At 67.7% G+C, this 23,129-nt stretch carries 15 protein-coding genes; 14 read left to right on the forward strand and 1 reads right to left on the reverse strand.

Going from position 1 to position 23,129, the window contains the following annotated elements; translation table 11 throughout:
* Positions 1 to 196: 196 nt before the first annotated feature.
* The 13 genes from H9656_RS05705 to H9656_RS05765 all read left to right on the forward strand — a co-directional run bounded on the left by H9656_RS05705 (position 197) and on the right by H9656_RS05765 (position 17,905).
* Positions 197 to 1,600: an aldehyde dehydrogenase family protein gene (locus H9656_RS05705; protein WP_318240597.1), complete on the forward strand. Its 1,404-nt coding sequence runs from the start codon at positions 197 to 199 to the stop codon at positions 1,598 to 1,600.
* A gap of 17 nt (positions 1,601 to 1,617) precedes the next feature.
* Positions 1,618 to 2,382 (forward strand): glucose 1-dehydrogenase, encoded by a 765-nt coding sequence (locus tag H9656_RS05710; RefSeq protein WP_191743228.1) that lies wholly within the window; start codon positions 1,618 to 1,620, stop codon positions 2,380 to 2,382.
* A gap of 4 nt (positions 2,383 to 2,386) precedes the next feature.
* Positions 2,387 to 3,478, forward strand: coding sequence for a 3-isopropylmalate dehydrogenase (leuB, locus tag H9656_RS05715; protein WP_191743758.1), 1,092 nt, complete (start codon positions 2,387 to 2,389; stop codon positions 3,476 to 3,478).
* A 10-nt stretch (positions 3,479 to 3,488) separates the two neighbouring features.
* Positions 3,489 to 4,775 carry an acetylornithine deacetylase/succinyl-diaminopimelate desuccinylase family protein gene (locus H9656_RS05720; protein ID WP_191743229.1) on the forward strand — a complete coding sequence of 429 codons (1,287 nt, stop codon included), beginning with the start codon at positions 3,489 to 3,491 and terminating at the stop codon, positions 4,773 to 4,775.
* A 4-nt stretch (positions 4,776 to 4,779) separates the two neighbouring features.
* A complete protein-coding gene (locus H9656_RS05725; RefSeq protein WP_225212238.1) occupies positions 4,780 to 5,346 on the forward strand; it encodes a cupin domain-containing protein in 567 nt (188 codons plus the stop codon).
* Between the two features lie 184 nt (positions 5,347 to 5,530).
* A complete protein-coding gene (locus H9656_RS05730) occupies positions 5,531 to 6,853 on the forward strand; it encodes an aspartate aminotransferase family protein (protein WP_191743230.1) in 1,323 nt (440 codons plus the stop codon).
* 25 nt (positions 6,854 to 6,878) lie between these two features.
* The gene (locus H9656_RS05735; RefSeq protein WP_191743231.1) at positions 6,879 to 9,095 is read left to right on the forward strand and encodes a TonB-dependent receptor; all 2,217 of its coding nucleotides are present in this window, start codon (positions 6,879 to 6,881) and stop codon (positions 9,093 to 9,095) included.
* A 73-nt stretch (positions 9,096 to 9,168) separates the two neighbouring features.
* Positions 9,169 to 10,749, forward strand: coding sequence for an alkaline phosphatase D family protein (locus tag H9656_RS05740; RefSeq protein WP_191743232.1), 1,581 nt, complete (start codon positions 9,169 to 9,171; stop codon positions 10,747 to 10,749).
* Positions 10,750 to 10,772: 23 nt separating this feature from the next.
* Positions 10,773 to 11,615: an acid phosphatase gene (locus H9656_RS05745; protein ID WP_225212239.1), complete on the forward strand. Its 843-nt coding sequence runs from the start codon at positions 10,773 to 10,775 to the stop codon at positions 11,613 to 11,615.
* 86 nt (positions 11,616 to 11,701) lie between these two features.
* A complete protein-coding gene (locus H9656_RS05750; RefSeq protein ID WP_318240598.1) occupies positions 11,702 to 14,311 on the forward strand; it encodes an ABC transporter substrate-binding protein in 2,610 nt (869 codons plus the stop codon).
* The gene (locus tag H9656_RS05755; RefSeq protein WP_191743233.1) at positions 14,308 to 15,165 is read left to right on the forward strand and encodes an ABC transporter permease; all 858 of its coding nucleotides are present in this window, start codon (positions 14,308 to 14,310) and stop codon (positions 15,163 to 15,165) included. Before H9656_RS05750 ends, H9656_RS05755 begins: the two co-directional genes overlap by 4 nt.
* Positions 15,166 to 15,167: 2 nt before the next feature.
* On the forward strand, positions 15,168 to 16,784 hold the full coding sequence (locus tag H9656_RS05760; protein WP_191743234.1) for an ABC transporter ATP-binding protein: 1,617 nt from the start codon (positions 15,168 to 15,170) through the stop codon (positions 16,782 to 16,784).
* Positions 16,781 to 17,905, forward strand: a complete 1,125-nt coding sequence (locus H9656_RS05765; protein ID WP_191743235.1) for a P1 family peptidase — start codon at positions 16,781 to 16,783, stop codon at positions 17,903 to 17,905. Before H9656_RS05760 ends, H9656_RS05765 begins: the two co-directional genes overlap by 4 nt.
* Before the next feature lie 39 nt (positions 17,906 to 17,944).
* Here the strand turns inward: H9656_RS05765 and ggt are convergent, their stop codons facing one another.
* Positions 17,945 to 19,693: a gamma-glutamyltransferase gene (ggt, locus tag H9656_RS05770; protein WP_191743236.1), complete on the reverse strand. Its 1,749-nt coding sequence runs from the start codon at positions 19,691 to 19,693 to the stop codon at positions 17,945 to 17,947.
* A 365-nt stretch (positions 19,694 to 20,058) separates the two neighbouring features.
* On the opposite strand from ggt, the gene H9656_RS05775 reads away from it, so the two are divergent.
* A complete protein-coding gene (locus tag H9656_RS05775) occupies positions 20,059 to 23,118 on the forward strand; it encodes a TonB-dependent receptor plug domain-containing protein (protein WP_191743237.1) in 3,060 nt (1,019 codons plus the stop codon).
* Positions 23,119 to 23,129: the final 11 nt, after the last annotated feature.

The following is a 23,129-nucleotide window of genomic DNA, read 5'->3' on the forward strand; positions in this document are numbered from 1 at the left end:
AGGCGCATATTGCTCAATATTCTGAGCAGCAAAGACGCCAAATCAGCAACTTACCTCTCATGTGAAAAGGGCTTGTTGCATAATACGTAATGCGGCCCACTCTCAGGTCAGCGATCCCTCAGAGAAGATCGCGGATCGAATGGGCGGGAAACGGATGGCGGCGCCATTTTCCACGGAAAAGATTTTCATTGGCGGCGTGTGGCGGTCCGCCGCCGACAGCGCGACCCTGCCGATCGAGAACCCTTCGACCGGTCAGGTCATGGGCGCCCTGGCCGCCGGACACGCCGCCGACGTAGATGCCGCCGTCAACGCCGCGCGCGAGGCCTTCAACGGAGACTGGGGCCGCATGACGGCCGTGGAGCGCGGCCGCATCCTGTCGCGCATGAGCCGCGAGGTCGAAGCCCGCATCGACATGCTCGCCGAGCTTGAGGCGCTGGACGTCGGCAAGCCGCTGAAACAGGCCCGCAACGATGTGGTCGCCCTGGCCCGCTACCTCGAATTCTATGCAGGCGCGGCGGACAAGCTGCACGGCGAAACCATCCCCTTCCAGGACGGCTACACCGTCTACACCCTGCGCGAGCCGCATGGCGTGACGGGGCACATCATTCCCTGGAACTATCCGATGCAGATCATCGGCCGCTCGGTCGTGGCCGCCCTGTGCGTCGGCAACGCCGTGGTGCTGAAGCCCGCCGAGCAGGCGTCGCTGACCGCGCTGGCCTTCGCCCACATCGCCGCCGACTGCGGCCTGCCCGACGGCGCGCTCAACGTCGTGACCGGCACGGGGGCCGAGGCGGGCGCGGCGCTGGCGGCCCATCCGGGGATCAACCACCTGTCCTTCACCGGCTCGACCGGGGTGGGCGTGGCCATCCAGCAGGCGGCGGCGGTCAACGCCGTGCCGGTGACGCTGGAACTGGGCGGGAAGTCGCCCCAGTTGGTGTTCGACGACGCCGATCTGGACAAGGCCCTGCCCTTCCTCGTCAACGCAGGCGTCCAGAACGCAGGCCAGACCTGCTCGGCCGGGTCGCGCGTGCTGGTCCAGCGCGGCGTCTATGACGAGGTCGTGCGCCGCATGGCCGAACGGTTCAGCGCCCTGAGCGTCGGCCCCGCGATGGACGACCGCGACGTTGGCCCGCTGGTGTCGAAGAAGCAGCAGGCCATGGTCGAGAGCTTCATCGACAAGGGCCGCGCCGACGGCCTGATCGTGGCCCAGGCGAGCCTGGCCGACCTGCCGCCCGGCGGCGCCTATGTCGCCCCGACCCTGTTCGCCAATGTCGCGCCCGATCATCCGCTGGCGCAGCAGGAGATCTTCGGTCCCGCCGTCGTCGTCATTCCGTTCGAGACCGAGGACGACGCCGTCACCATCGCCAACGGCACCGACTACTTCCTGGTCGCGGGCGTCTGGACCGCTGACGGCGGGCGGCAGATGCGGCTGGCGAAACGGCTGCGGGCCGGACAGGTCTTCATCAACAACTACGGCGCGGCGGGCGGGGTCGAACTGCCCTTCGGCGGCGTCGGAAAATCGGGCCACGGTCGCGAGAAGGGGTTCGAGGCGCTCTACGCCTTCACCACCCTCAAGACCGTCGCGGCCCACCACGGATAGCGAAAGGGAGTAGCGGCTTGGGGGAGAACAGATCGAAGCGGCTGGAGGGCAAGCGAGCGATCGTCACAGGCGGGGCCTCCGGCTTCGGCGCCGGCATCGCGCGCCGCTTCGCCGATGAAGGCGCCCGCGTCATTGTCGCCGACCTGAACTTTGATGCTGCCCGCACGCTGGCCGTTGAACTGGGCGACGCCGATCTGGGCGTGAAGGTCGACGTATCCAACGCCGCTGATGTGACCGCTCTGGCCGAGGCGGCGAACCGCCTGCTGGGCGGCGTCGACATCGTGGTCAACAATGCGGGCGTCGGACACACGCCCCAGCCGCTGGACGAACTGTCGGACGAAATGTTCGACCGCATAGCCGCCGTCAACATGCGCTCCATCTATCTGATGTCGAAGGCCTTAGTTCCGGCGATGAAAGCCCAAGGGTCCGGCGCCATCCTGAACATCGCCTCGACAGGCGGCGTCAGCCCCCGCCCAAACCTGACCTGGTACAACGCCTCCAAGGGCTGGGTCATCACGGCGACGCGGGCCATGGCGGTCGAGCTGGCGCCCTTCCAGGTGCGGGTGAACGCCCTGAACCCGGTCGCGGGCGACACCCCCCTGCTGAAGACCTTCATGGGCGCCGACACGCCCGAGGTGCGGGCCAAGTTCCTGGCCTCCATCCCCATCGGCCGCTTGTCGACGCCCGAGGACATGGGCGCCGCCGCTGCCTTCCTGTGTTCGGACGACGCCTCGATGATCACGGGCGTGGCGCTGGAGGTCGACGGTGGCCGCTGCATCTGACCGCGTGTTCAAGCTGCTGGTCCTGCCCGGCGACGGCATCGGGCCCGAGATCGTCCGCGAGACCCTGCGCGTCGTCGACTGGGCCCGGAACGCCGGGCTGCGCATCGAACTGAGCGAGGCCCTTGCGGGCGGCGCCAGCATCGACGCCGTGGGCGCGCCGATCGCCGAGGATGTGGTCGAGCAGGCGCTGGCGTCGGATGCCGTCCTGTTCGGCGCCGTCGGCGGGCCGAAGTGGGACCACCTGCCCCGCCCCCAGCGGCCCGAGATGGGCATCCTGCGCCTGCGCCAGGCGCTGGACCTCTACGCCAACCTGCGGCCCGCCGTCTGTTTCGACGAACTGCTGGACGCCTCGGCGCTGAAGCCCGAACTGATCCGCGGCCTCGACATCCTGATCGTGCGTGAAGCCACGGCGGGCGTCTATTTCAGCCTGCCGCGCGCCAATGAGGTCGGCCCCGACGGCCAGCGCCGCGCCTATGACACCCAGGCCTACACCGAGGCCGAAATCGCCCGCGTCTGCCGCACGGCGTTCGAACTGGCCCGCACGCGCCAGCGCCGTGTCTGCTCGGTCGACAAGGCCAATGTCATGGAGACCGGCGCCCTGTGGCGGGCCGTCGCGACCGAGGTCGCCGCCGACTATCCCGATGTGGAGCTGAGCCACATGTACGCCGACAACTGCGCCATGCAGTTGGTCCGGCGACCGGATCAGTTCGACGTCATCGTCACCGACAACCTGTTCGGCGACATCCTCTCGGACGCAGCAGCGGCCCTGACCGGCTCGCTGGGCCTCTTGCCTTCGGCCTCGCTCTCGGGGCTTGGTCAGGGCGGGAACAGCCGGGGCCTGTACGAGCCGATCCACGGCTCGGCGCCCGATATCGCGGGCCAAGGCGTCGCCAACCCGATCGCCACCATCCTGTCCTTCGCCCTGTGCCTGCGCTGGTCGTTCGACCGCGCGGACCTGGCCGACCGGCTGGAGCGCGCCGTGCGGCGCGTCGTGTCCAGCGGCGTGCGCACCCCCGATATCGCCCACCCCGGCGTCGCCGCCGTTTCCACCATTGAGATGACCGACGCGGTGCTGGCCGCCTTGGCTGCCGAGTGAGGTTCCACCGATGAGCGCCCCGACCCTGCAGACCGTCATGGACCTGATCGACGGCCGCACCGACGAACTGGTCGCCCTGACCCAGGACCTGATCCGCTTTCCCACCATCAACCCGCCGGGCGAGGCCTATCGCCCCTGCGCCGAATACATCGGCGAGCGGCTGAAGAGGCGCGGCTTCGCCGTCGAATATGTGCGCGGCGAGGGCTCGCCGGGAGACAGCGACCAATACCCCCGCACCAACGTCATCGCCCGCTGGACCGGCAGCGAACCGGGCCCTTGCGTCCACTTCAACAGCCATATCGATGTGGTCGAGGTCGGCGCGGGCTGGACCGTCGATCCCTTTGCAGGTGTAGTGAAGGACGGCCGCGTCTATGGCCGGGGCGCCTGCGACATGAAGGGGGGCCTGGCCGCCTCCATCATCGCGGTCGAGGCCCTGATCGATTCCGGCCTGCCCCTGCCGGGCGCGCTGGAAATCTCCGGCACGGTGGACGAGGAATCGGGCGGCTATGGCGGCGTCGCCTACCTGGCCGAGCGCGGCTGGTTCTCCGAGCCGCGCGTCAACCACGTCATCATCCCCGAGCCGCTGAACGTCGACCGGGTCTGCATCGGCCATCGCGGCGTCTGGTGGGCCGAGATCGAGACCAAGGGCCGCATAGCCCACGGCTCCATGCCCTTCCTAGGCGACTCGGCCATCCGTCACATGGGCGCGGTGATGGAGGAGTTCGAGAGCAAGCTCTATCCCGCCATGGCCGCCCGCCGGTCCGACATGCCGGTGGTGCCCGAGGGCGCCCGCCAGTCGACGATGAACATCAACTCGGTCCACGGCGGTCAGGACGAAGGCTTCGACGGCTTGCCTGCCCCCTGCGTCGCCGATTCCAGCCGCATGGTCATCGACCGCCGCTTCCTGATCGAGGAGACTCTGGAGGAGGTGAAGGGCGAGGTGCAGGCCATCCTCGACGGGCTGGCGGCGCAACGCCACGGCTTCCGCTACGAGATGCGCGACCTGTTCGAGGTGGCGCCCAGCATGGCCGACCGCGACGGCCCCGTCGCCAGCACGACCGCCGCCGCCATCGAGACGGTGCTGGGCAGAAAGGCCCAGTTCGTCTGCTCGCCCGGCACCTATGACCAGAAGCACATCGATCGCATCGGCCGGCTGAAGGACTGCATCGCCTACGGCCCCGGCGTGCTCGATCTGGCGCACCAGCCCGACGAATGGGTGGGCATCGAGGACATGAGCAACTCGGCCAAGGTCATGGCTAGAGCGGCCTACGACCTGCTGACCCGCAAGCGGGGCTGAGGGGATGGCGCGTGGCGATATGGACGAAGAGAACATCATCGGCCCGCGGCTGCGGGCGCTGCGGGACCGCCTCGGCCTGTCGCAACGCGCGCTCGCCCGCAAGGCGGGCGTGCCGTCCAGCACCGTCAGCCTGGTCGAGAGCGGCCGCACCAGCCCTTCCGTCGGCTCGCTGAAACGCCTTCTGGACGCGGCGGGGATATCGCTGGGCGATTTCTTCAGTTCGGAGTTCGAGAGCCCGACCAAATACTTCTATCGCCACGACGAACTGACCGACATTTCGCGCGGCGAAGTCTCCTATCGCCAGTTGGGGTCCAGCCAGGATTCCAGTCTTCAGATCCTCTACGAGACCTATCAGCCCGGTTCGGACAGCGGCCGGGTCATGCTCTCCCATGAGGGCGAGGAAGGCGGCCTGATCATCTCCGGCCGCCTCGAAGTCACTGTCGACGGCCAGTCGCGGGTGCTGAAAGCGGGCGACGGCTATCTGTTTCCCAGCCTGCTGCCGCACCGCTTCCGCAACGTCGGCGACACCCCTTGCGTGGTCATCAGCGCCTGCACGCCGCCGACCTTCTGACCGCATTGTTGCGGGCGATCACTATAACGATCATTGGAATATTTATCCCATCGATCTCATAGACATAGGCTAAGCAAGAAACAGGCTTGCCGCCAATCTCGATCCATCGACTACTCATGCCCGAAAGGGTTCCTGCCGGCCATGAAGACCCCAGACGGCGCAGGCCGCGACGAAGGATGAACGCATGACCGCCGCCAGAGCCGCCAACGATCTCGATCCGTTCTGGATGCCGTTCACGGCGAACCGCGCCTTCAAGGCCCAGCCGCGCCTGTTCGCCTCGGCCAAGGACATGCACTACTTTACGCCCGACGGCCGGGCGGTGATGGACGGCACCGCCGGCCTGTGGTGCGTCAACGCCGGCCACGGCCGCAAACCCATCGTCGAGGCCATCCAGCGTCAAGCCGAGATTCTCGACTACGCCCCGACCTTTCAGCTGGGCCATCCTCTGGCGTTCGAGCTGGCGTCGCGTCTGGGCATGCTGCTGCCCGGCGACCTGAACCACGTCTTCTTCGCCGGTTCGGGGTCCGAGGCGGTGGACAGCGCCCTGAAGATCGCCCTCGCCTATCAGCGCGCCAGAGGGTTCGAGAACCGCACCCGCCTGATCGGACGCCAGAAGGGCTATCACGGCGTCGGCTTCGGCGGCATTTCGGTGGGCGGGCTAGAGAACAACCGGCTCGGCTTTCTCACCCTGCCCGGCGTCGACCACCTGCCGCACACGCTGAACCTTGACGAGGCCGCCTTCACGCGCGGCCAGCCGACCTGGGGCCTGCACCTGGCCGATGAGCTGGAGGTTCTGATCGAGGCCCACGGCGCCGAGACCATCGCCGCCGTCATCGTCGAGCCGTTGTCCGGCTCGGCCGGGGTGATCGTGCCGCCGCTTGGCTATCTGGAGCGCCTGCGCGAAATCACGGCGCAGCACGGCATCCTGCTGATCTTCGACGAGGTCATCACCGGCTTCGGCCGTCTGGGCGCGCTGACTGCGGCCGAGGCGCTGGGCGTCACGCCGGACCTGATGACCTGCGCCAAGGGGCTGACCAACGGCGCCGTGCCTATGGGCGCCGTCGGCGTCAGCGCCGCCGTCTATCAGGCCGTGGTCGAGGGCGCGGCCGGGCCGGGCATCGAGTTCTTCCACGGCTACACCTATTCCGGCCACCCGCTGGCGGCCGCGGCCGGGCTGGCGACGCTGGACGTCTATGAAAGCGAAGGCCTGTTCCAGCGCGCGACCGAACTGACGCCCTATTGGCAGGATGCAGTGCATGGCCTGAAGGGCCTGCCCCATGTCATCGACGTGCGCGACCTGGGGCTTGTCGCCGGCATCGAGCTCGAACCTCGCCCTGGCGCGCCCGGCGCCCGCGCAACAGAGGTGTTCCACCGCGCCTTCGACGACGGAATTCTAGTTCGGGTCACGGCAGACGTCATCGCCCTGTCGCCTCCCTTGATTATCAGCCGCGCCCAGATCGACGAGTTGATCGATCGACTTTCGACAATCATCAAGCAAACGTCTTGATACTTACGGGATTGAGGGGGACTAAGTGAAGAAGTATATCCTCGCGTCATCGGTCAGCCTGCTGACGATATCTCTGTGCACTGTCGCCAACGCTCAGAGCGGAACGCGCAACGAACAACAGGCCACGCGCGTCGACGAGGTCATCGTCACCGCCCAGCGCCGCGAGCAGGCCAGCCAGGACGTGGGCGTCTCGCTCAGCGTCATCGGCGGCGAACAGCTCGATGAGAAGGGCATCTCGGTCGTCAACGACCTGGAGAACGCCGTCCCCAACATGGAGGTCGACAGCCAGTTCGGCGGCGGCCAGCCCCAGTTCCGCATCCGCGGCATCGGCGCGCGCGAATATTCCTCGAACAACGCCTCAACGGTCGGCATCTATGTCGATGAAGTGGCCCACCCCTATACGGTCACTACGCAAGGCGCCCTGTTCGACATCGCTCGCATGGAAGTCCTGCGCGGTCCGCAGGGCACCCTGTACGGCCGCAACACCACCGGCGGCGCCGTCAACATCATCACCAACGCCCCGACCGCCGACTTCCGCGCCGGCTTCAACGCCGAATACGGCACCTTCGACCGCTATAAGGTCGAGGGCTATGTCTCGGGCCAGATCGCCCCGAACCTGCTGGGCCGCCTGGCCGCCGTCACCGAACAGGGCGGTGCCTGGCAATACCACCGCGACACCGGCGAGAAGCTGGGCGACCTCGACAAGAGCGCCATCCGCGGCCGCCTGACCTGGGACGCCAGCGAGACCGTCACCGTCGATCTGGCCGCCACCTATTCCATAGACAAGTCCGACGGTCGCGGCTTCCGCCTGCTGGGACCGTACACCGTCGCCAACGGCAGCGTGACCTATCCCAAGGACACGGCCTGGCGGATTACGGGCTGGGGGATTTCCCCGCAACTGGCCGCCAAGGCCGGCGTCTCGACCAACGCCAAACCCTTCCGCGACAATGACGGCTTCGACATCAACGCCCGCGTCCGGGCCGATCTCGGCTGGGCGGACCTGACGTCGATCACCGCCTACCAGACCTTCTCGCGCAAGGAGTTCAACGACTGGGACAGCACCCGCTTCCACGAGTCGAACGTCCTCTTTTACAATGACATCGACGTCTTTGCTCAGGAGTTGCGCCTGAGCTCAAACGGCGACGGCCCGTTCAACTGGATGGTCGGCGCCCACTATGCCGACGAAAGCATCGACGGCGGCTTCTACACCGAGTTCCGGGGCAACCCGAACCTCATCGACACCGCCTATGATCAAAGCGTGTCGGCCTTCGGCATCTTCACCCACAACACCTACCAGGTGAATGAGCGGCTGAACCTGATCGTCGGCCTGCGCTGGGAAACGGAAGAACGAACGCTCAGAAGCGGCGGCACCTATGTCGCGCCCAACCCGCCGCCGCCCGCCGTCACCTACGACACCGACCTCAGCGAAGTCTCGGGCCGCCTGGGGCTGGAGTATAAGGTCACTGATGACGCCTTGTTCTACGCCAGCCTAGCGCGCGGCGTGAAATCCGGCGGCTTCACCACCTACAACGCCACCTCTGCGACTCCGTTCAAGCCGGAAATCGTCATCGCCTATGAGGCGGGCCTGAAATCAGACCTGTTCGATCGCCGCCTGCGGTTGAACGGCGCCTTGTTCTACTATGACTACAAGGACCAGCAGGTTCAGGGTCTGGAGTACGACCGCGACAACGGCCGCCTCGGCAAGATCACCAACGTGCCCAAGTCACACATCATGGGCGGCGAGATCGAGCTGACGTGGGTGCCGATGGACGGCCTGATGATCAGCCAAAACATCGGCTACAAGACCGGCGAATACGACGAATATTTCGCCATCGACGGACCCAAGACCGACGCCGCCAACCCGGTCGACGGCCCCTGGGACGTCATCATCACCAACGACCGCTCCGGCGAACGCCTGGCCTTCCCGAAGATGAATTACGGCGGCGCCATCTCCTATGACTGGGAGATGTCGGGCTGGGAGCTTCGCGCCGAGACCAACTACAACTATCGCGACGAGCTGTATTCGGTCAGTTCCGCCTCGATCATCGAGCCCTTCTGGCTGTGGAACTCCAACTTCAGCGTCAGCCCGGCCGGCGCCAACTGGCGGGCGGGCCTGTGGGTGCGCAACATGTTCAACACCTACTACGAAGAGACCCGCAACGGCTTCAACAGCTCGTCGCGGCCGACCACCTCGCCCAGCCAGGGCCGCACCTACGGCGTGCGCCTGTCGATGGACTTCTAAGGAGCTTCCTCCCAAGCGGGGCGGGTCGGTTCCGACCGGTCCGCCTCGCACCTTTCTGTTTGCTGATGAGCTGATGTCCTTTTCCGCTTCCCGCCTTGATCGCCGCGCCCTGCTGACGGGTCTAGTCGTCGCGCCCGCCGTGCTGAGCTTCGGCCGGGCGCAGGCGGGCGGCGCCTATCTGTTCCCGCTCGGCGTCGCCAGCGGCGATCCGGCCCACGACGGCTTCGTCATCTGGACACGTCTGGCGGCTGATCCCCTGGCCGCCGATGGGCTGGGCGGCCTGTCCGCAGACATTCCGGTGCGCTGGGAAGTCGCCGCCGACGCCCAGTTCCGTCGCATCGTCGCCGCCGGAAACGTGACCGCCGCCACCGACGCCGCGCACAGCGTCCATGTCGAGGTCGCGGGCCTCGCCCCTCACCGCCCCTACTGGTACCGCTTCACCGCCCAGGGCCAGCAGAGCCCGACCGGCCGCGCCCTGACCACGCCCGCGCCAAACGCCGCCGCCGACCGCCTGCGTCTGGCCGTCGCCTCCTGCTCGAACTGGGAACGCGGCTATTTCAGCGCCTATGGCCACATGGCCGACGAGGCGCCTGACCTGACCCTCTTCCTGGGCGACTACATTTATGAATACAGCCTGGGCCCGGACCGCGCCGACGAGGTGGTGCGGCCCTACAACCTGGAAGAAGCCACGACGCTGGCGGGCTATCGCAACCGCTACGCCCTGCACCGCACCGACGCGAACCTGCAACGCCTGCACGCCGTTGCCCCCTGCCTCGCCGTGTGGGACGACCATGAGGTTCAGGACGACTATTCCGGCGTCTGGTCCAAGATCCGGGGCGTCGCGCCCGACAACTTCCTGGAACGTCGCGCCGCCGCCTATCAGGCTTTCTACGAGGCCATGCCGATCCGCCGCACGCGCCTGAGCGCCGCCCTGCAGATGCCGATTTATCGTCGCGTTCGCTATGGCAAGCTGGCCGAGTTCTTCATGCTGGACGGCCGCCAGTACCGCTCGAAACAGCCGTGCAGCGACGGCGAGAACGGCGGCAAGGGCCAGATCGTCACCGACGCGACCTGCACCGACCGGCTGGATCCCTCGCGCACCTTCCTCGGCTTCGAGCAGGAGCGCTGGCTGTATGACGGCCTGGCCCGCGCCGAGGCGCGCTGGAACATCCTGGGCCAGAATCTGGTGATGGCGGGCCTGCGTCTGGCCCGCAGCCCGGCCGAGGAAAACCGCTACTGGACCGACACCTGGGATGGCTTCCCCGCCGCCCGCGACCGCCTGACCTCCGCCCTGTCCGAACTGAAGCCGTCCAACCCTGTGGTGCTCAGCGGCGACTACCACTCCTTCTGGACCAATGACGTGAAGCTGGACAGCCGCGACCCGTCCTCGGCCACCGTGGCGACCGAGTTCGTCGGCACCTCCATCACCTCGACCGGCCCCAGCTACGACGGTCTGATGGCCGTCATGCCCAATAATCCGCAGGTGAAGTTCTTCGACAGCCGCCCGCGCGGCTATATGTCGATCGACGTGCGCCCCGACCGCATGGATACGCGCTATCAGGTCATCAGCGACGTGCGCGACCCCAAGGCCAGCCTGTCGACCCTGAAATCCTGGACCGTTGAATCGGGCCGCCCCGGCGCCGTCGCCGCATGATCACTGCCTACAGGAGTTTCCCAATGACCACGCCGCGCCTTGCGTCCTCTCTCGTCGCGATGAGCCTCGCTCTCGCCCTGGGCGGTTGCGCCGGCGCGGTTTCGACGCAGACGGCGGCGGTCGTCGCGCCTGCGCCCGCGACCTTCTGGGAAGGCTTCCGCGACCACCCGCACGGCTATCTGACGGCCGAGAACACGCCCAACGCCGCCAACTTCCTGCCGCCGCCTCCTGCCGAAGGCTCCCTGCGCGAACAGGCCGACATCGCCGCCTATCGCGAGATGCGCGCCCTGGAAGGCACCGAACGCTGGGCAATCGCCCGCGCCGACAATGAGATCGAAACGCCCGGCGCCCCGCGCGCCTTCGACTGCGCCCTCGGCTTCAAGTTCGAGCCGGAGAAGATGCCGACGCTCACCCTGCTGATGGGCAAGATGCTGGGCGATCTGGAGATGATCCAGACCCCGGCCAAGAAGGGTTACTTCCGCAAGCGCCCCTTCGTGGTCGAGCCCCTGCCCACCTGCATCGCGCCGGAAAGCTGGCTGGCGGCCAGCGGCTCCTATCCGTCGGGTCACTCGGCGCTGGGCTGGGCCTGGTCGCTGGTGCTGGCCGAACTGGCGCCCGACCGCGCCGACGCCATCCTGCGTCGCGGCCTGGCCTATGGCGAAAGCCGCGCCGTCTGCGGCGTCCACTATCCCAGCGACGTCGAGGCGGGCCGGATCGTCGGCGCGACCATCGTCACCCGGCTGAAGGCCGACCCGGCGTTCCAGGCCGACTTCGCCCGCGCCAAGGAAGAGTTCGAGGCCGCCCGCGCCGCGGCGACCGAAGCGACGGCCGCCTGCCCCGCCTCTCTGACGCGTCAGCCGTGGTGAGACGCGCTTAATCGATGGCGTGAGGGGAAAGCGATGACGTAGGCTGACGAAGATCGGCCGCGTCGCAAGGGGGAGATCGAGGGACGGTGACAAAGACAGGGGCGAAGACTCCAGCGGCCAGACAGGCGCGACGCGGGCTGGCTGCGCAGCTGCTGCTTGCGCTGACGCTGACCCTTTCGCTCGCTCTGGGCGTCGCCGCCCCCTCTCACGCCCAGGCGACGGCCGCGCGCGACCGCCTGGTGCTGGGTCTGCCGCTGGAGCCGCCGAACCTCGATCCAACCTCGGGCGCGGCGGCGGCGGTGGACGAGGTGGTCTACGCCAACATCTTCGAGGGCCTGACCAGGCTGACCCAGAACGGCGCCGTCGCCCCGTCGCTGGCTCAATCGTGGGAGCCCGCGCCCGACGGCCTGACCTGGACCTTCCACCTGCGGCGCGGCGTGACCTTCTCCGACGGCTCCCCCTTCGACGCCGCCGTCGCCAAATTCTCTCTCGACCGCATAACCGCCGAGGGCACGACCAACGCCCAGAAGGCCCTGTTCGAACCGATCCGCACCGTCGAGGTCGTCGACCCGGCCACCATCCGCATCCACCTGTCCCGACCAATGGCGACCCTGCCCTACGTCCTGGCCTGGGGCGACGCGGTCATGCTCTCGCCCAAGAGCGCCGCGACCAACGCCGTCACCCCGATCGGCACCGGCCCGTTCAAGCTGCAGAGCTGGCAGCGCGGCAGCCAACTGACCCTGATCCGCCGCGACGGCTACTGGGGACCGGCGCCGCGCCTGAATACTGTCGTCTTCCGCTTCATCAGCGACCCGACCGCCGCCTTCGCCGCCGTAAGCGCGGGCGACGTGGACGCCTTCCCCAACTATCCCGCGCCGGAAAACGTGGCCCAGTTCCAGCGCGACCCGCGCTTCCGCGTCGTCGTCGGCGCCTCCGAAGGCAAGGTCGTCCTGGGCATCAACAACACCAAGGCGCCGTTCAACGATGTGCGGGTGCGCCGCGCCCTGTCCTACGCCATCGACCGCGAGGCCCTGATCCAGGGCGCCATGTTCGGCTTCGGCCAGCCGATCGGCAGCCATTATTCGCGTCAGGCGCCGGGCTATGTCGACCTGACCGGCCTCTATCCGCATGACCCGGCGAAAGCGCGCGCCCTGTTGGCCGAGGCGGGCTATCCGAACGGCATTGACGTGACGCTGCGCCTGCCGCCCCGCCCCTACGCCCGGCGCAGCGGCGAGGTGCTGATCTCGCAACTGGCCGAGGCTGGCATCCGCGCGAAGATCGAGAACCTGGAATGGGCCCAGTGGCTGGATCAGGTATTCAAGCGCCGCCAGTTCGACCTGACCATCGTCGAGCACGTCGAGCCGATGGACTACGACATCTATGGCCGCAAGGACTACTATTTCGGCTACGACAGCCCGGCCTTCGACGCCCTGCTGGCCCAGGTGAACGCCGCCCCGGACGAAGCCACGCGCAACCGCCTGCTGGGCGATCTGCAACGCCGCATCGCCGACGACGCGGTCAACGGCTTCCTGTTCCAGTCCTCGCGCATCGGCGTGTGGAAGGCGGACGTCAACGGCCTTTGGATCAACGGCCCCATCGCCGCCAACGACGTAACCGGCGCCTACTGGACCGGCGTAGGCGCAGCGGGCGCAGCGACTGCCGAACGCACCGGCGGCGCCCTGCCCTGGGGTTGGATCAGCCTGATCGCGGGCGCCGCGCTCCTCGCCTTCGTCGCCTGGCGCTTCGGCGCGGTCTGGCTGCTGAAGAAGCTGGGCGGTCACGCCCTAACGCTGCTGGCGGCGACCGTCGTCATCTTCCTGCTGCTGCAGGTCGTGCCGGGAGATCCGGCCGCCTACATGATGGGCCTGAACGCCAGCCCGGAATCCATCGCCGCCCTGCGCCAGCAGATGGGCCTCGAAGGCTCGGGCCTTGAGCGCTACTTCGCCTGGCTCGGCGACCTGCTGACCGGAAAGTTCGGGACCAGCTACACCTATCAGGTGCCGGTCGGCGGCCTGATCGCGGAACGTCTGGCGGTGTCCGCGCCGCTGGCCCTGATGGCCACCGTCCTGTCGCTGGTGGTTGCCCTGCCCATCGGCGTCACCGCCGCCAGCCGCAGGGGAACCGCCGTCGACACCGGCCTGATCGGCGTCACTCAGATCGGCGTCGCCCTGCCCAACTTCTGGATCGCCATGCTGCTGATCCTGCTGTTCTCGGTGAACCTGGGCTGGTTCTCGGCGGGCGGCTTCCCCGGCTGGAGCGCGGGTTTCTGGCCCGCCTTCAAGGCCCTGATCCTGCCCGCCGTAGCGCTGGCCGCGCCGCAGGCCGCCATTCTGGCGCGCGTGCTGAGAACCGCCCTGCTCGACACGATGAACGAGGACTATGTCCGCACCGCCCGCGCCAAGGGTCTGTCGGTCAATCAGGCCCTGTGGCGACACGCCCTGAGGAACGCCTGGATCCCGGTCCTGACCATCCTCGGCCTGCAATTCCCCTTCCTGCTGGCCGGCGGAATCATCATCGAGAACGTCTTCTCCCTGCCCGGTCTCGGCCGACTGGTCTTCCAGGCCATCACCCAGCGCGACCTGATCGTGGTGCAGAGCGTGGTGGTGGTGCTGGTCTTCGCCGTGGTCCTGGTCAGCTTCCTGATCGACCTGGCCTATCTGTTCGCTGATCCGCGCCTGAGGGGACGCCGCGCATGACCGACGCCCCCGCCATCACCGCCCCCGCCAAACCCCGCGTGCGCTGGCCTCTGTCGTTGATCGTCGGCGCAGGCCTGACCGCCGTGGTGCTGGCGACCGCCCTGCTGGCGTTGGCCTGGACGCCCTATGACGTGGAGGCGGTGGACATCGCCGCCAAGCTGACCGCCCCCTCCGCCGCCCACTGGATGGGCACGGACCACTTCGGCCGCGATGTGCTGTCGATGATCATGGCGGGGGCGCAGAACTCCCTCGTCGTGGCCTTCGTCGCCGTCGGCATCGGCGTCGCAATCGGCACGCCCCTAGGCCTGACCGCAGCTGCGCGCGGCGGCTGGGTCGACGAACTGGTCATGCGCGGCAACGACCTGATCTTCGCCTTCCCCGCCCTGCTGCTGGCCGTGATGATCACCGCCGTCATGGGACCGGGCGCGATCAACGCCGTCATCGCCATCGGCGTCTTCAACATCCCCGTCTTCACCCGCGTGGCGCGCGGCGCGGCGCAGGGCCTGTGGACCCGCGAATACGTCCTGGCCGCCCGCACGGCGGGCAAGTCCAAGGCCCTGATCTCGCTCCAGCACATCCTACCCAATCTGATGAGCCTGCTGGTCGTGCAGGCCGCGATCCAGTTCGCCGTCGGTATCGTCGCCGAAGCGGGCCTGTCCTACGTCGGCCTGGGCGCCCAGCCGCCCGCGCCCAGCTGGGGCCGGATGCTAGCCGAGGCCCAGACCATGATCGGCTTCGCGCCGTGGCTGGCCATCATGCCGGGGCTGGCCATCTTCGTGACCGTGCTGGGCCTCAGCCTGACTGGCGACGGCCTGCGCGACCTGTTCGACCCGCGCGTGCGGCGGGAGCGTTGACCATGACCGTCCTCGACATCCGCGACCTCAGCCTGTCGATCGGTTCGACGCCGATCCTGAAAACCGTCAGCCTGTCCGTGGCCCCCGGCGAAATCCTCGGCCTTGTCGGCGAGAGCGGCTCGGGCAAGTCCATGACCGCGCTGGCCGTGCTGGGCCTGACGCCGCCGCGCGCGACCATGACCGGCGAGATCCGCCTGAACGGCCAGGTCGTCTCAAACGCCCCCGACTCCGTGATGCAGCAGGTGCGCGGCCGCGACGTGGGCATCATCTTTCAGGAGCCGATGACGGCCCTGAACCCCGTCATGACCATCGGCGATCAGGTCGCCGAGACCGTGCGCCTGCACAAAAAGGCCTCGCGCAAGGAAGCCCTCGCCATCGCCCGCGCCGTGCTGGATCGCGTCGGCCTGCCCGCCGAACGCTTCCCGCTGAGCCGCTATCCGCACGAACTGTCAGGCGGTCAGAGACAGCGCGTCGCCATCGCCATCGCCATCGCATTGACGCCGAAACTGCTGATCGCGGACGAGGCGACGACGGCGCTGGACGTGACGACGCAGGCTCAGGTGCTGGACCTGCTGAAGCGGCTGGTGCGCGAGGACGGCATGGGCCTGATCCTCATCACCCACGATCTGGCCGTCGTGGCCGAAACCGCCGACCGGCTGGCGGTGATGAAGGACGGCGAACTGGTCGAGGAGGCGCCCGTCGACCTCATCCACACCGGCATGGCGCATCCCTATTCCCAACGCCTGCTAGCCAATGCCACCCACGCACCCACGCGTCGCAGCGTCCCGCAAGCCGACGCCGCCCCCGTGCTTCAGGTCGAGGGTCTGGTGCGCGAATACGGCGGCGCCCCCGCCCTGTTCGGCAAGTCCAAAGCTTTCCGGGCCGTCGATCAGGTCAGCCTGTCGATCCAGCCGGGCGAGAGCGTCGGCCTGGTCGGCGAGAGCGGCTGCGGCAAGTCCACCCTGCTGCGCGCCATCCTGGCTCTGGAGACGCCGCAGGCGGGCCGCGTCCGGGTCAAGGGCCGCGACATCACCGCCGCGCGCGGCGCCGCGCTGAAGTCCATCCGCCGCGACATTCAGGTGGTGTTCCAGGATCCCTACGGCAGCTTCGATCCGCGCTGGAAGGTCAGCGATCTGGTGGCCGAGAACTTCCACCTGCTGGACGCCCGCCCCAGCCCCGCCGAGGCCCGCCGCCGCGTCGATGAAATGCTGGAGCGCGTGGGCCTGAGCAGCAGCGCCGCCGACCGCTATCCGCACGAGTTCTCGGGCGGCCAGCGCCAGCGCATCGCCATCGCCCGCGCCCTGATCACCGAGCCGTCGGTTATTTGTCTGGACGAGGCGGTCTCGGCGCTGGACGTCTCGATCCGGGCGCAAATTCTCGACCTTCTGGCCGACCTGTCGGATCGCCTCGGCCTGTCCTACCTGTTCGTCACCCACGACCTCAGCGTGGTGCGCACGGTTACGGATCGCCTTCTGGTCATGCAGGCCGGACAGATCGTCGAACAGGGCCAGACGGCCGCCGTCTTCGCCGCCCCCTCGCATCCCTATACGCAGAAACTTCTGGCGGCGACGCCGGACCTGGTTCGCAATAGAGCTCTGAAAAAGGAAACCGCCGGATGAACCGCAGAACCGTCCTCGGCTCGGCCCTGATCGGCGCCGCAGCCTCCGCCGCCGGCGCGGCCAGCGCCAAACCCGCCGCCCAGAGCGCCGCCCGCGCTTCCGGCCGCACCGGGCCGCTGAACCTGATCACCGATGTCGAGGGCATCAAGGTCGGTCAGGCGCATGACGCGGGCGTCCGCACCGGCGTCACCGTCATCCTCGCCGAAAAGCCCGCCACAGCCGCCGTGGACGTGCGCGGCGGCGGCCCCGCCGGGCGCGAGACCGACGTGCTGCGCCCCGAAAACCTGGTGCAGGAGGTGGACGCCATCATCCTGTCGGGCGGGTCGGTCTATGGCCTCGGCTCGGCCGACAGCGTCGCCGCCTGGATGGGCATGCGCGGGCGCGGATACGGCATGGGCGGGGCGCCGGGCGTGCCGCCCTCGCCCATCATCCCGACCGCCTGCCTCTATGATCTGGCCAACGGCGGGAACAAAGCGTGGGAGATGGAGCCGCCCTATCGCCGCCTGTCGGTCCAGGCGCTGGAGGCGGCGGGCGACCGCTTCGACCTCGGTACGGCAGGCGCGGGCTATGGCGCAGAAGCCGGGGCGCTGAAGGGCGGCATCGGCTCAGCCTCGGCGGTCATGGAGGCGGGCTGGACTGTCGGCGCTATCGTGGCGGTCAACAGCGTCGGCTCGGTCGTCGCGCCGGGCGGCAAGACCTTCTGGGCCGCGCCCTATGAGATCGGCGAGGAGTTCGGCGGCCTCGGCGCCTCAGGCCTTCACGCCTCGGCCGAGGACTGGGGCCTGTCCAAGTTCCGGCCCCAGCCGCGCGAGAACACCACCATCGCCTGCATCGCCACCGACGTGGCCCTGACCCGCGTCGAGCTTCAGCGCGTAGCCATCATGGCGCAGGACGGCATGGCCCGCGCCATCCGCCCGGCCCACGCCCCGTTCGACGGCGACACCCTGTTCAGCCTCTCGACCGGCAAGAAGGTCATCGACAATCCGGCCCTGCGTCAGGTCGTGGTCGCGCAGCTGGGCAACGTCGCCGCCGACGTTCTGGCCCGCGCCGTGGCGCGCGGCGTCTATCACGCGACCAACTATGAAGGCGTCACCGGCAAGACCTGGCGCGAGATGGCCTGACCCTCTCCCGCCGGGAGAGGGTCCTGATCAGCCGCCGGTTTAGCGGACGCCCAGCGCCAGGGCGTCCGGACGGCGGGTGTCGGCGGCGCCCAGGAAACGATCGCCGTCGACCAGGATGGACTGGGTGCTGCCCATCGTCATGGACGGACGCACCGTGTGGCCGCGCTCGCGCAGCAGCCGCTCCACGTCGGGCGAGAAGCCGCCTTCCAGCTCCAGCGGGCTGTCGCCGCCGCCCTGATTCAGGCGCGGACGCATGGCGGCCTCGGCCACGTTCAACTGGTGGTCGATGACGTTGGAGACCAGCTGCACCATCGTCGCGATGATATAGCCGCCGCCCGGCGTGCCGGTGACCAGCCACGGCTTGTCGTCCTTGAACACGATCATCGGCGTGATGGTCGAGCCCAGACGCTTGCCCGGCGCCGGCGAGTTCGGCCGCCCTTGCGTGCCCCAGTAGAAGTTGTCCAGGTGGTTGTTCAGCAGGATGCCCGTCCCGACCGGCGCGACGTGGGCGCCGTAGGAGTTCGACAGCGTATAGGTGTTCGACACCGCATTGCCGTAGGCGTCGGCCACCGAATAGTGCGTCGTGTCCTTGCTCTCGAACGGATAGGGATTGCCCTCCGGCACGTCCTCGGCCTTCAGCGTCTTGTCCAGCGAGATCAGTTTGACGCGCTCGGCGGCGAATTCCTTGCTGGCGAGGCCCTTGGCCGGAGTCGTCCACTGCGGCGCCCCGCCGATCAGGTTGCGGTCGGACGAGGTGATCTTCATCGCCTCGGAGATCAGATGCAGGCTGTCGACGCTGCCCCACCCCATCGCGCGCAGGTCGAAATGCTCCAGCAGGTTCAGCGCCTCGGCGACGCTGACGCCCGAGGCCGTCGGCGGCATGAAGGAGATGCGGTGACCGCGATAGCTGCCCCAGATCGGCTCTGACACATCGGCGCGATAGGCCGCCATGTCTTCGAGAGTCATGACGCCGCCGCCCGCTTGAACGCCCGCCACGATCTGACGCGCCAGGTCGCCCCTGTAGAACTCATCTGCGCCGCCGCGCGCCAGTTTGCGCAGGCTCTCGGCCAGCAGGGGCTGACGGAAGACTTCGCCCGCCCGATAGACCGACCCGTCGGCCTTCAGATAGGCCTCGCGCGCGCCCGGATCGGTCGCCAGGACACGGGCGCGGCCGCCGGTGGCGTCCGCCTCGCCGTCTGACAGGACATAGCCTTCCTCGGCCAGGGCGATGGCCGGGGCCACCAGATCCGCCCAGGGCATGGAGCCGAAACGCTGGTGCGCCTCCCACAGGCCCATGACGGTGCCCGGCACCGCCACATTCTTGAAGCCCGACGGCTTGGAACGGTCGAACTTGCCGTCCGGTCCCAGCAACAGGTCAGGCGTCGTCGCCGCCGGGGCCGTGCCGTAATAGTTGATGGCGATGTCCTGGGCCGGACGATCCTGCGTGGCCGCCATGTGCACGACCATATAGCCCGAGCCGCCGATGTTGCCCGCGCGCGGCAGGGTCACCGCCTCGGCGAAGGCCACCGCAATGGCCGAATCCACGGCGTTGCCGCCCTGGCGCAGGATGTCGACGCCGACCCGGGTCGCCGGATCGCTCTGGCTGACCACCATGCCGCCGCGGCCCACCACGGGGCTGTGGATCTGGCCGTAGTTGACGATGTCGCCGCCGCTGCCCGTGCTCGGCCGGACCTGAACCGCCGTCTCCTGGGTCAGCCCCGGCCCAGCCAGCAACATCAGGGCAGCCGCCGAAACAGCCGTCGCCGACTTCATCAAACCCAAACGCATACAGATTCCCCGCCTTAAGCCCGTTCGTCGCAGAAGGCTGAGCCGCCGCCACGCTTTCCCACAGGACAATATTATCAAAGGGTATAGCGATAGCATTGCCGAAAACCGCAGTTCAAGGCGGCACGAGGGGGTTTATCGCGCTCAATATCTCGGATACCGGCAATATTTATTCGGCAAAGGTTGACTGCCGCGACTGTGGCCGCTTGAAGACCGAACTGAGGCGAACTTTCTGCGCGGCGCCAGGTTGACGATTCGTCGATACGGCCACCGCGGAGCTCGTCTCGCTCGACACACAATCAGTCACCGACGCGACGCCTGCTTCAAACGGGGGCGCTGAACGGCGACACAATGGGGATGACAAATTCATGAGCACTGTCTTCGCGCGCGGCAGCATGCGGACGGCCCTGCTGGCCACCACAGCCTTGTTCGGCACCACCGCCGCCTTCGCCCAGGAAGCGCAGGACGACGTCACTCAGGTCGACGAGATCGTCGTCGTAGGGTCGCAGATCCGCGGCTCCAAGGTGACGGCCGCCTTGCCGGTGACCGTCGTCAGCGAAGACGACATCGTCGCCGCCGCTCCCGCCTCGGGCGACGACCTGTTCCGCTCCATCCCGCAGATGGGCGACGTGACCTTCAACTCGTCCTACCTGCCCTACACCTCAAACGCGGCGCGCGGCGACACCGGCTCGGTGAACCTGCGCAGCCTGGGCATCGGCAACACCCTCGTGCTGCTGAACGGCCGCCGCGTCGTCGGCCACCCGACGTCGCAGGCCAACGAGCACCTGGTGCCGGTGCTCACCTACAACACCAACGCCATTCCGGTGTCGGGCCTGAAGCGCATGGAAGTCCTGCGCGACGGCGCCGCCGCCATCTACGGCGCTGACGCCGTGGCCGGCGTGGTCAACACCGTCCTGCGCGACGACATGAACGGCCTGACGGTCTCGACCCAGTACGGCGGCGCCGAAGGCACCGGCATGCGCGAACTGAACCTGTCGATCTACGGCGGCAAGGACATTCAGGACGGCCGCGGCAATATCTCGGCCTTCTTCAACTACGACCACCGAGACGAGCTGAGCACGCTCGACCAGGAATACACCGCCTCCAACGACCTGACGTCGTTGTTCGCGGGAACGGGCTTTGAAAACAACAGCAGCCTGATCGGCACCTCGCCGCTGACGCCGTGGGGCCGCTTCACGGTCAACGGCTCCGGCGCGACGATCAACGGCCGAGCCTACAGCGCATTCACCGTCCTGCCGGGAACGCACAAGGACTGCGTCACCTCGATCGGCGATGGCCTGTGCGTCATGAGCGGGGCCAACCTGCCGTCGGACCTGAACACCGACATGGCGAAGCTCGGCCTGACGGTCATGCCCGAGGTTGATCGCTTCAACCTGTTCGTGACCGGCAAATACCAGATCAACGACGCCGTCGAGGCCTTCGGCGAACTGGGCGGCTACTACGCTGAATCCCAAGCCTGGCAGGAGCCGATCGCAACGGCCTCGGCCGTGCCCTTCATCATCCCCGGCACGAACCACTACAACCCGCTGGACGGCAATCAGAACCTGACCCTGACCGGCTATCGGTTCATGGACATGGGTCCGATCAGCGTCAATGTGGTGAACAAGCAGTACCGCATCCTGGGCGGCCTGCGCGGCGATTGGAACGGCTGGAACTGGGAAACCGCCCTGACCTGGTCGGAAGCGTCGGCCGAAGACGTGTCGGACAACATCTCCGCCACCAAGCTGCAGGAGTGGGCCGCCAAATCGACCCCGGACGCCTACAACTTCTTCAACGGCGGCTCGCTGACCAACCCCAAGGTCGGTGACGACACCCTGTCGAACCAGGCGGCCCTGGACGGCATCCGCGTTGACATGGTCCGCAAGACCAAGACCGAATTGGGCATGTGGGACTTCCGCATCTCGCGCCCGGACGTCTATCAGCTGCCCGCCGGCCCCGTCGGCGTCGCCGCCGGCATCGAGCTGCGCACGGAAACCCAGCTGGACGACCGCGACAGCCGCGTCGACGGCACGATCCGCTTCACCAACCTGGCTGGCGTCCAGTCTTCGGACCTGATCAACCAGTCGGAGAACCCGGACACCTACGGCGAGCGCGACGTCTTCTCGGCCTATGTCGAAGTCGCCGCCCCGCTGATCTCGCCGGAAATGGGCGTGCCGCTGGTCCACAACCTGGAAGTCCAGCTCGCTGGCCGCTTCGAGGAGTATTCGGACTTCGGTTCGGTCGCCAAGCCCAAGTTCGCTGCAGCCTGGGACATCGTCGACGGCTTCCGTATCCGCGGCTCGTGGGCGCAAGGCTTCCGCGCACCGAACCTGGAGCAGATGAACGCCACCGTCATCACCCGCTCCAACACCAGCAACGACTGGATCTACTGCGAAGCCCTGCGCGTTCAGGGCGGCTTGCTGACGGGGGCAGGCGGCACGGTCGACAACACGCTGCGCGGCTGCGGCGCCTCGATGAGCTCGCGCATCGCGCCGGAGTTCCGGGCGAACTTCAGCCAGACCCACGCCCGCAAGTCGACGCAGGAGCGCCGCTCGGGCAATCCGGACCTGGCGCCGGAAGAGTCTGAAACCGTCTCGCTGGGCTTGGTCGTCCAGCCGCGCTTCATCCCGGCTGAGTACGGCGACTTCACCTTCACCGCTGACTGGTGGCAGGTGAAGCAGGAAGGCATGGTGGGCCTGTTCCGCGGTCAAAACGCCCTGACCCTGGACTACCTGCTGCGCAAGCAGGGCTCGTTCAATGAGAACGTCGTCCGCGCCGATCCGACCGCTGCCGACATCGCCATCTTCGCCGGCTCGGGCCTGACCGCGGCGGGCGAAGTCCTGTACATCAAGGACGCCTATACCAACCAGCAGCCCCAGACGGTCGAGGGCCTGGACCTGGGCGCGATGTGGCGTCTGCGCGGCACCCGGTACGGCGACTTCAACGTCAACCTGAACGTCTCGCACCTGATCAAATACTATTTGGACATGGCGCCGGACACCAAGATGCTGGCCGACGCCCAGGCTTCGGGCGAGTTGGACGAAGCCATTTTCCTGTCGGGTTCGTTCGGCGACATGATCGCCGACTTCGGTCGCCCGGAATGGAAGTGGTCGCTGTCGACGACCTGGCGCAAGGACAACTGGACGGTCGGCGCCTTCACCCAGTACATCTCGTCGCTCTATGACGACAGCCTGACCAACTCGGCGGGCGACTACTGGACGGTCGACTCGACCATCACCGCCAACCTGTACGCCGAGTATGCCTTCGACGGCTCGCGCTTCAGCGAGGCGCTGGCGGATTCGGCCGTTCGTGTCGGTGTACGCAACATCACCGACGAGCAGCCCCCGCTGGCCAGCGGCGGTTATGTCGGCACGGTGTACCAGCCCTACGGGCGCTACTGGTACGCCAGCTTCCGCAAGACCTTCTGATCCGGTCTTGA

Source organism: Brevundimonas guildfordensis, from assembly GCF_014836405.1.
Classification (GTDB): domain Bacteria; phylum Pseudomonadota; class Alphaproteobacteria; order Caulobacterales; family Caulobacteraceae; genus Brevundimonas; species Brevundimonas guildfordensis.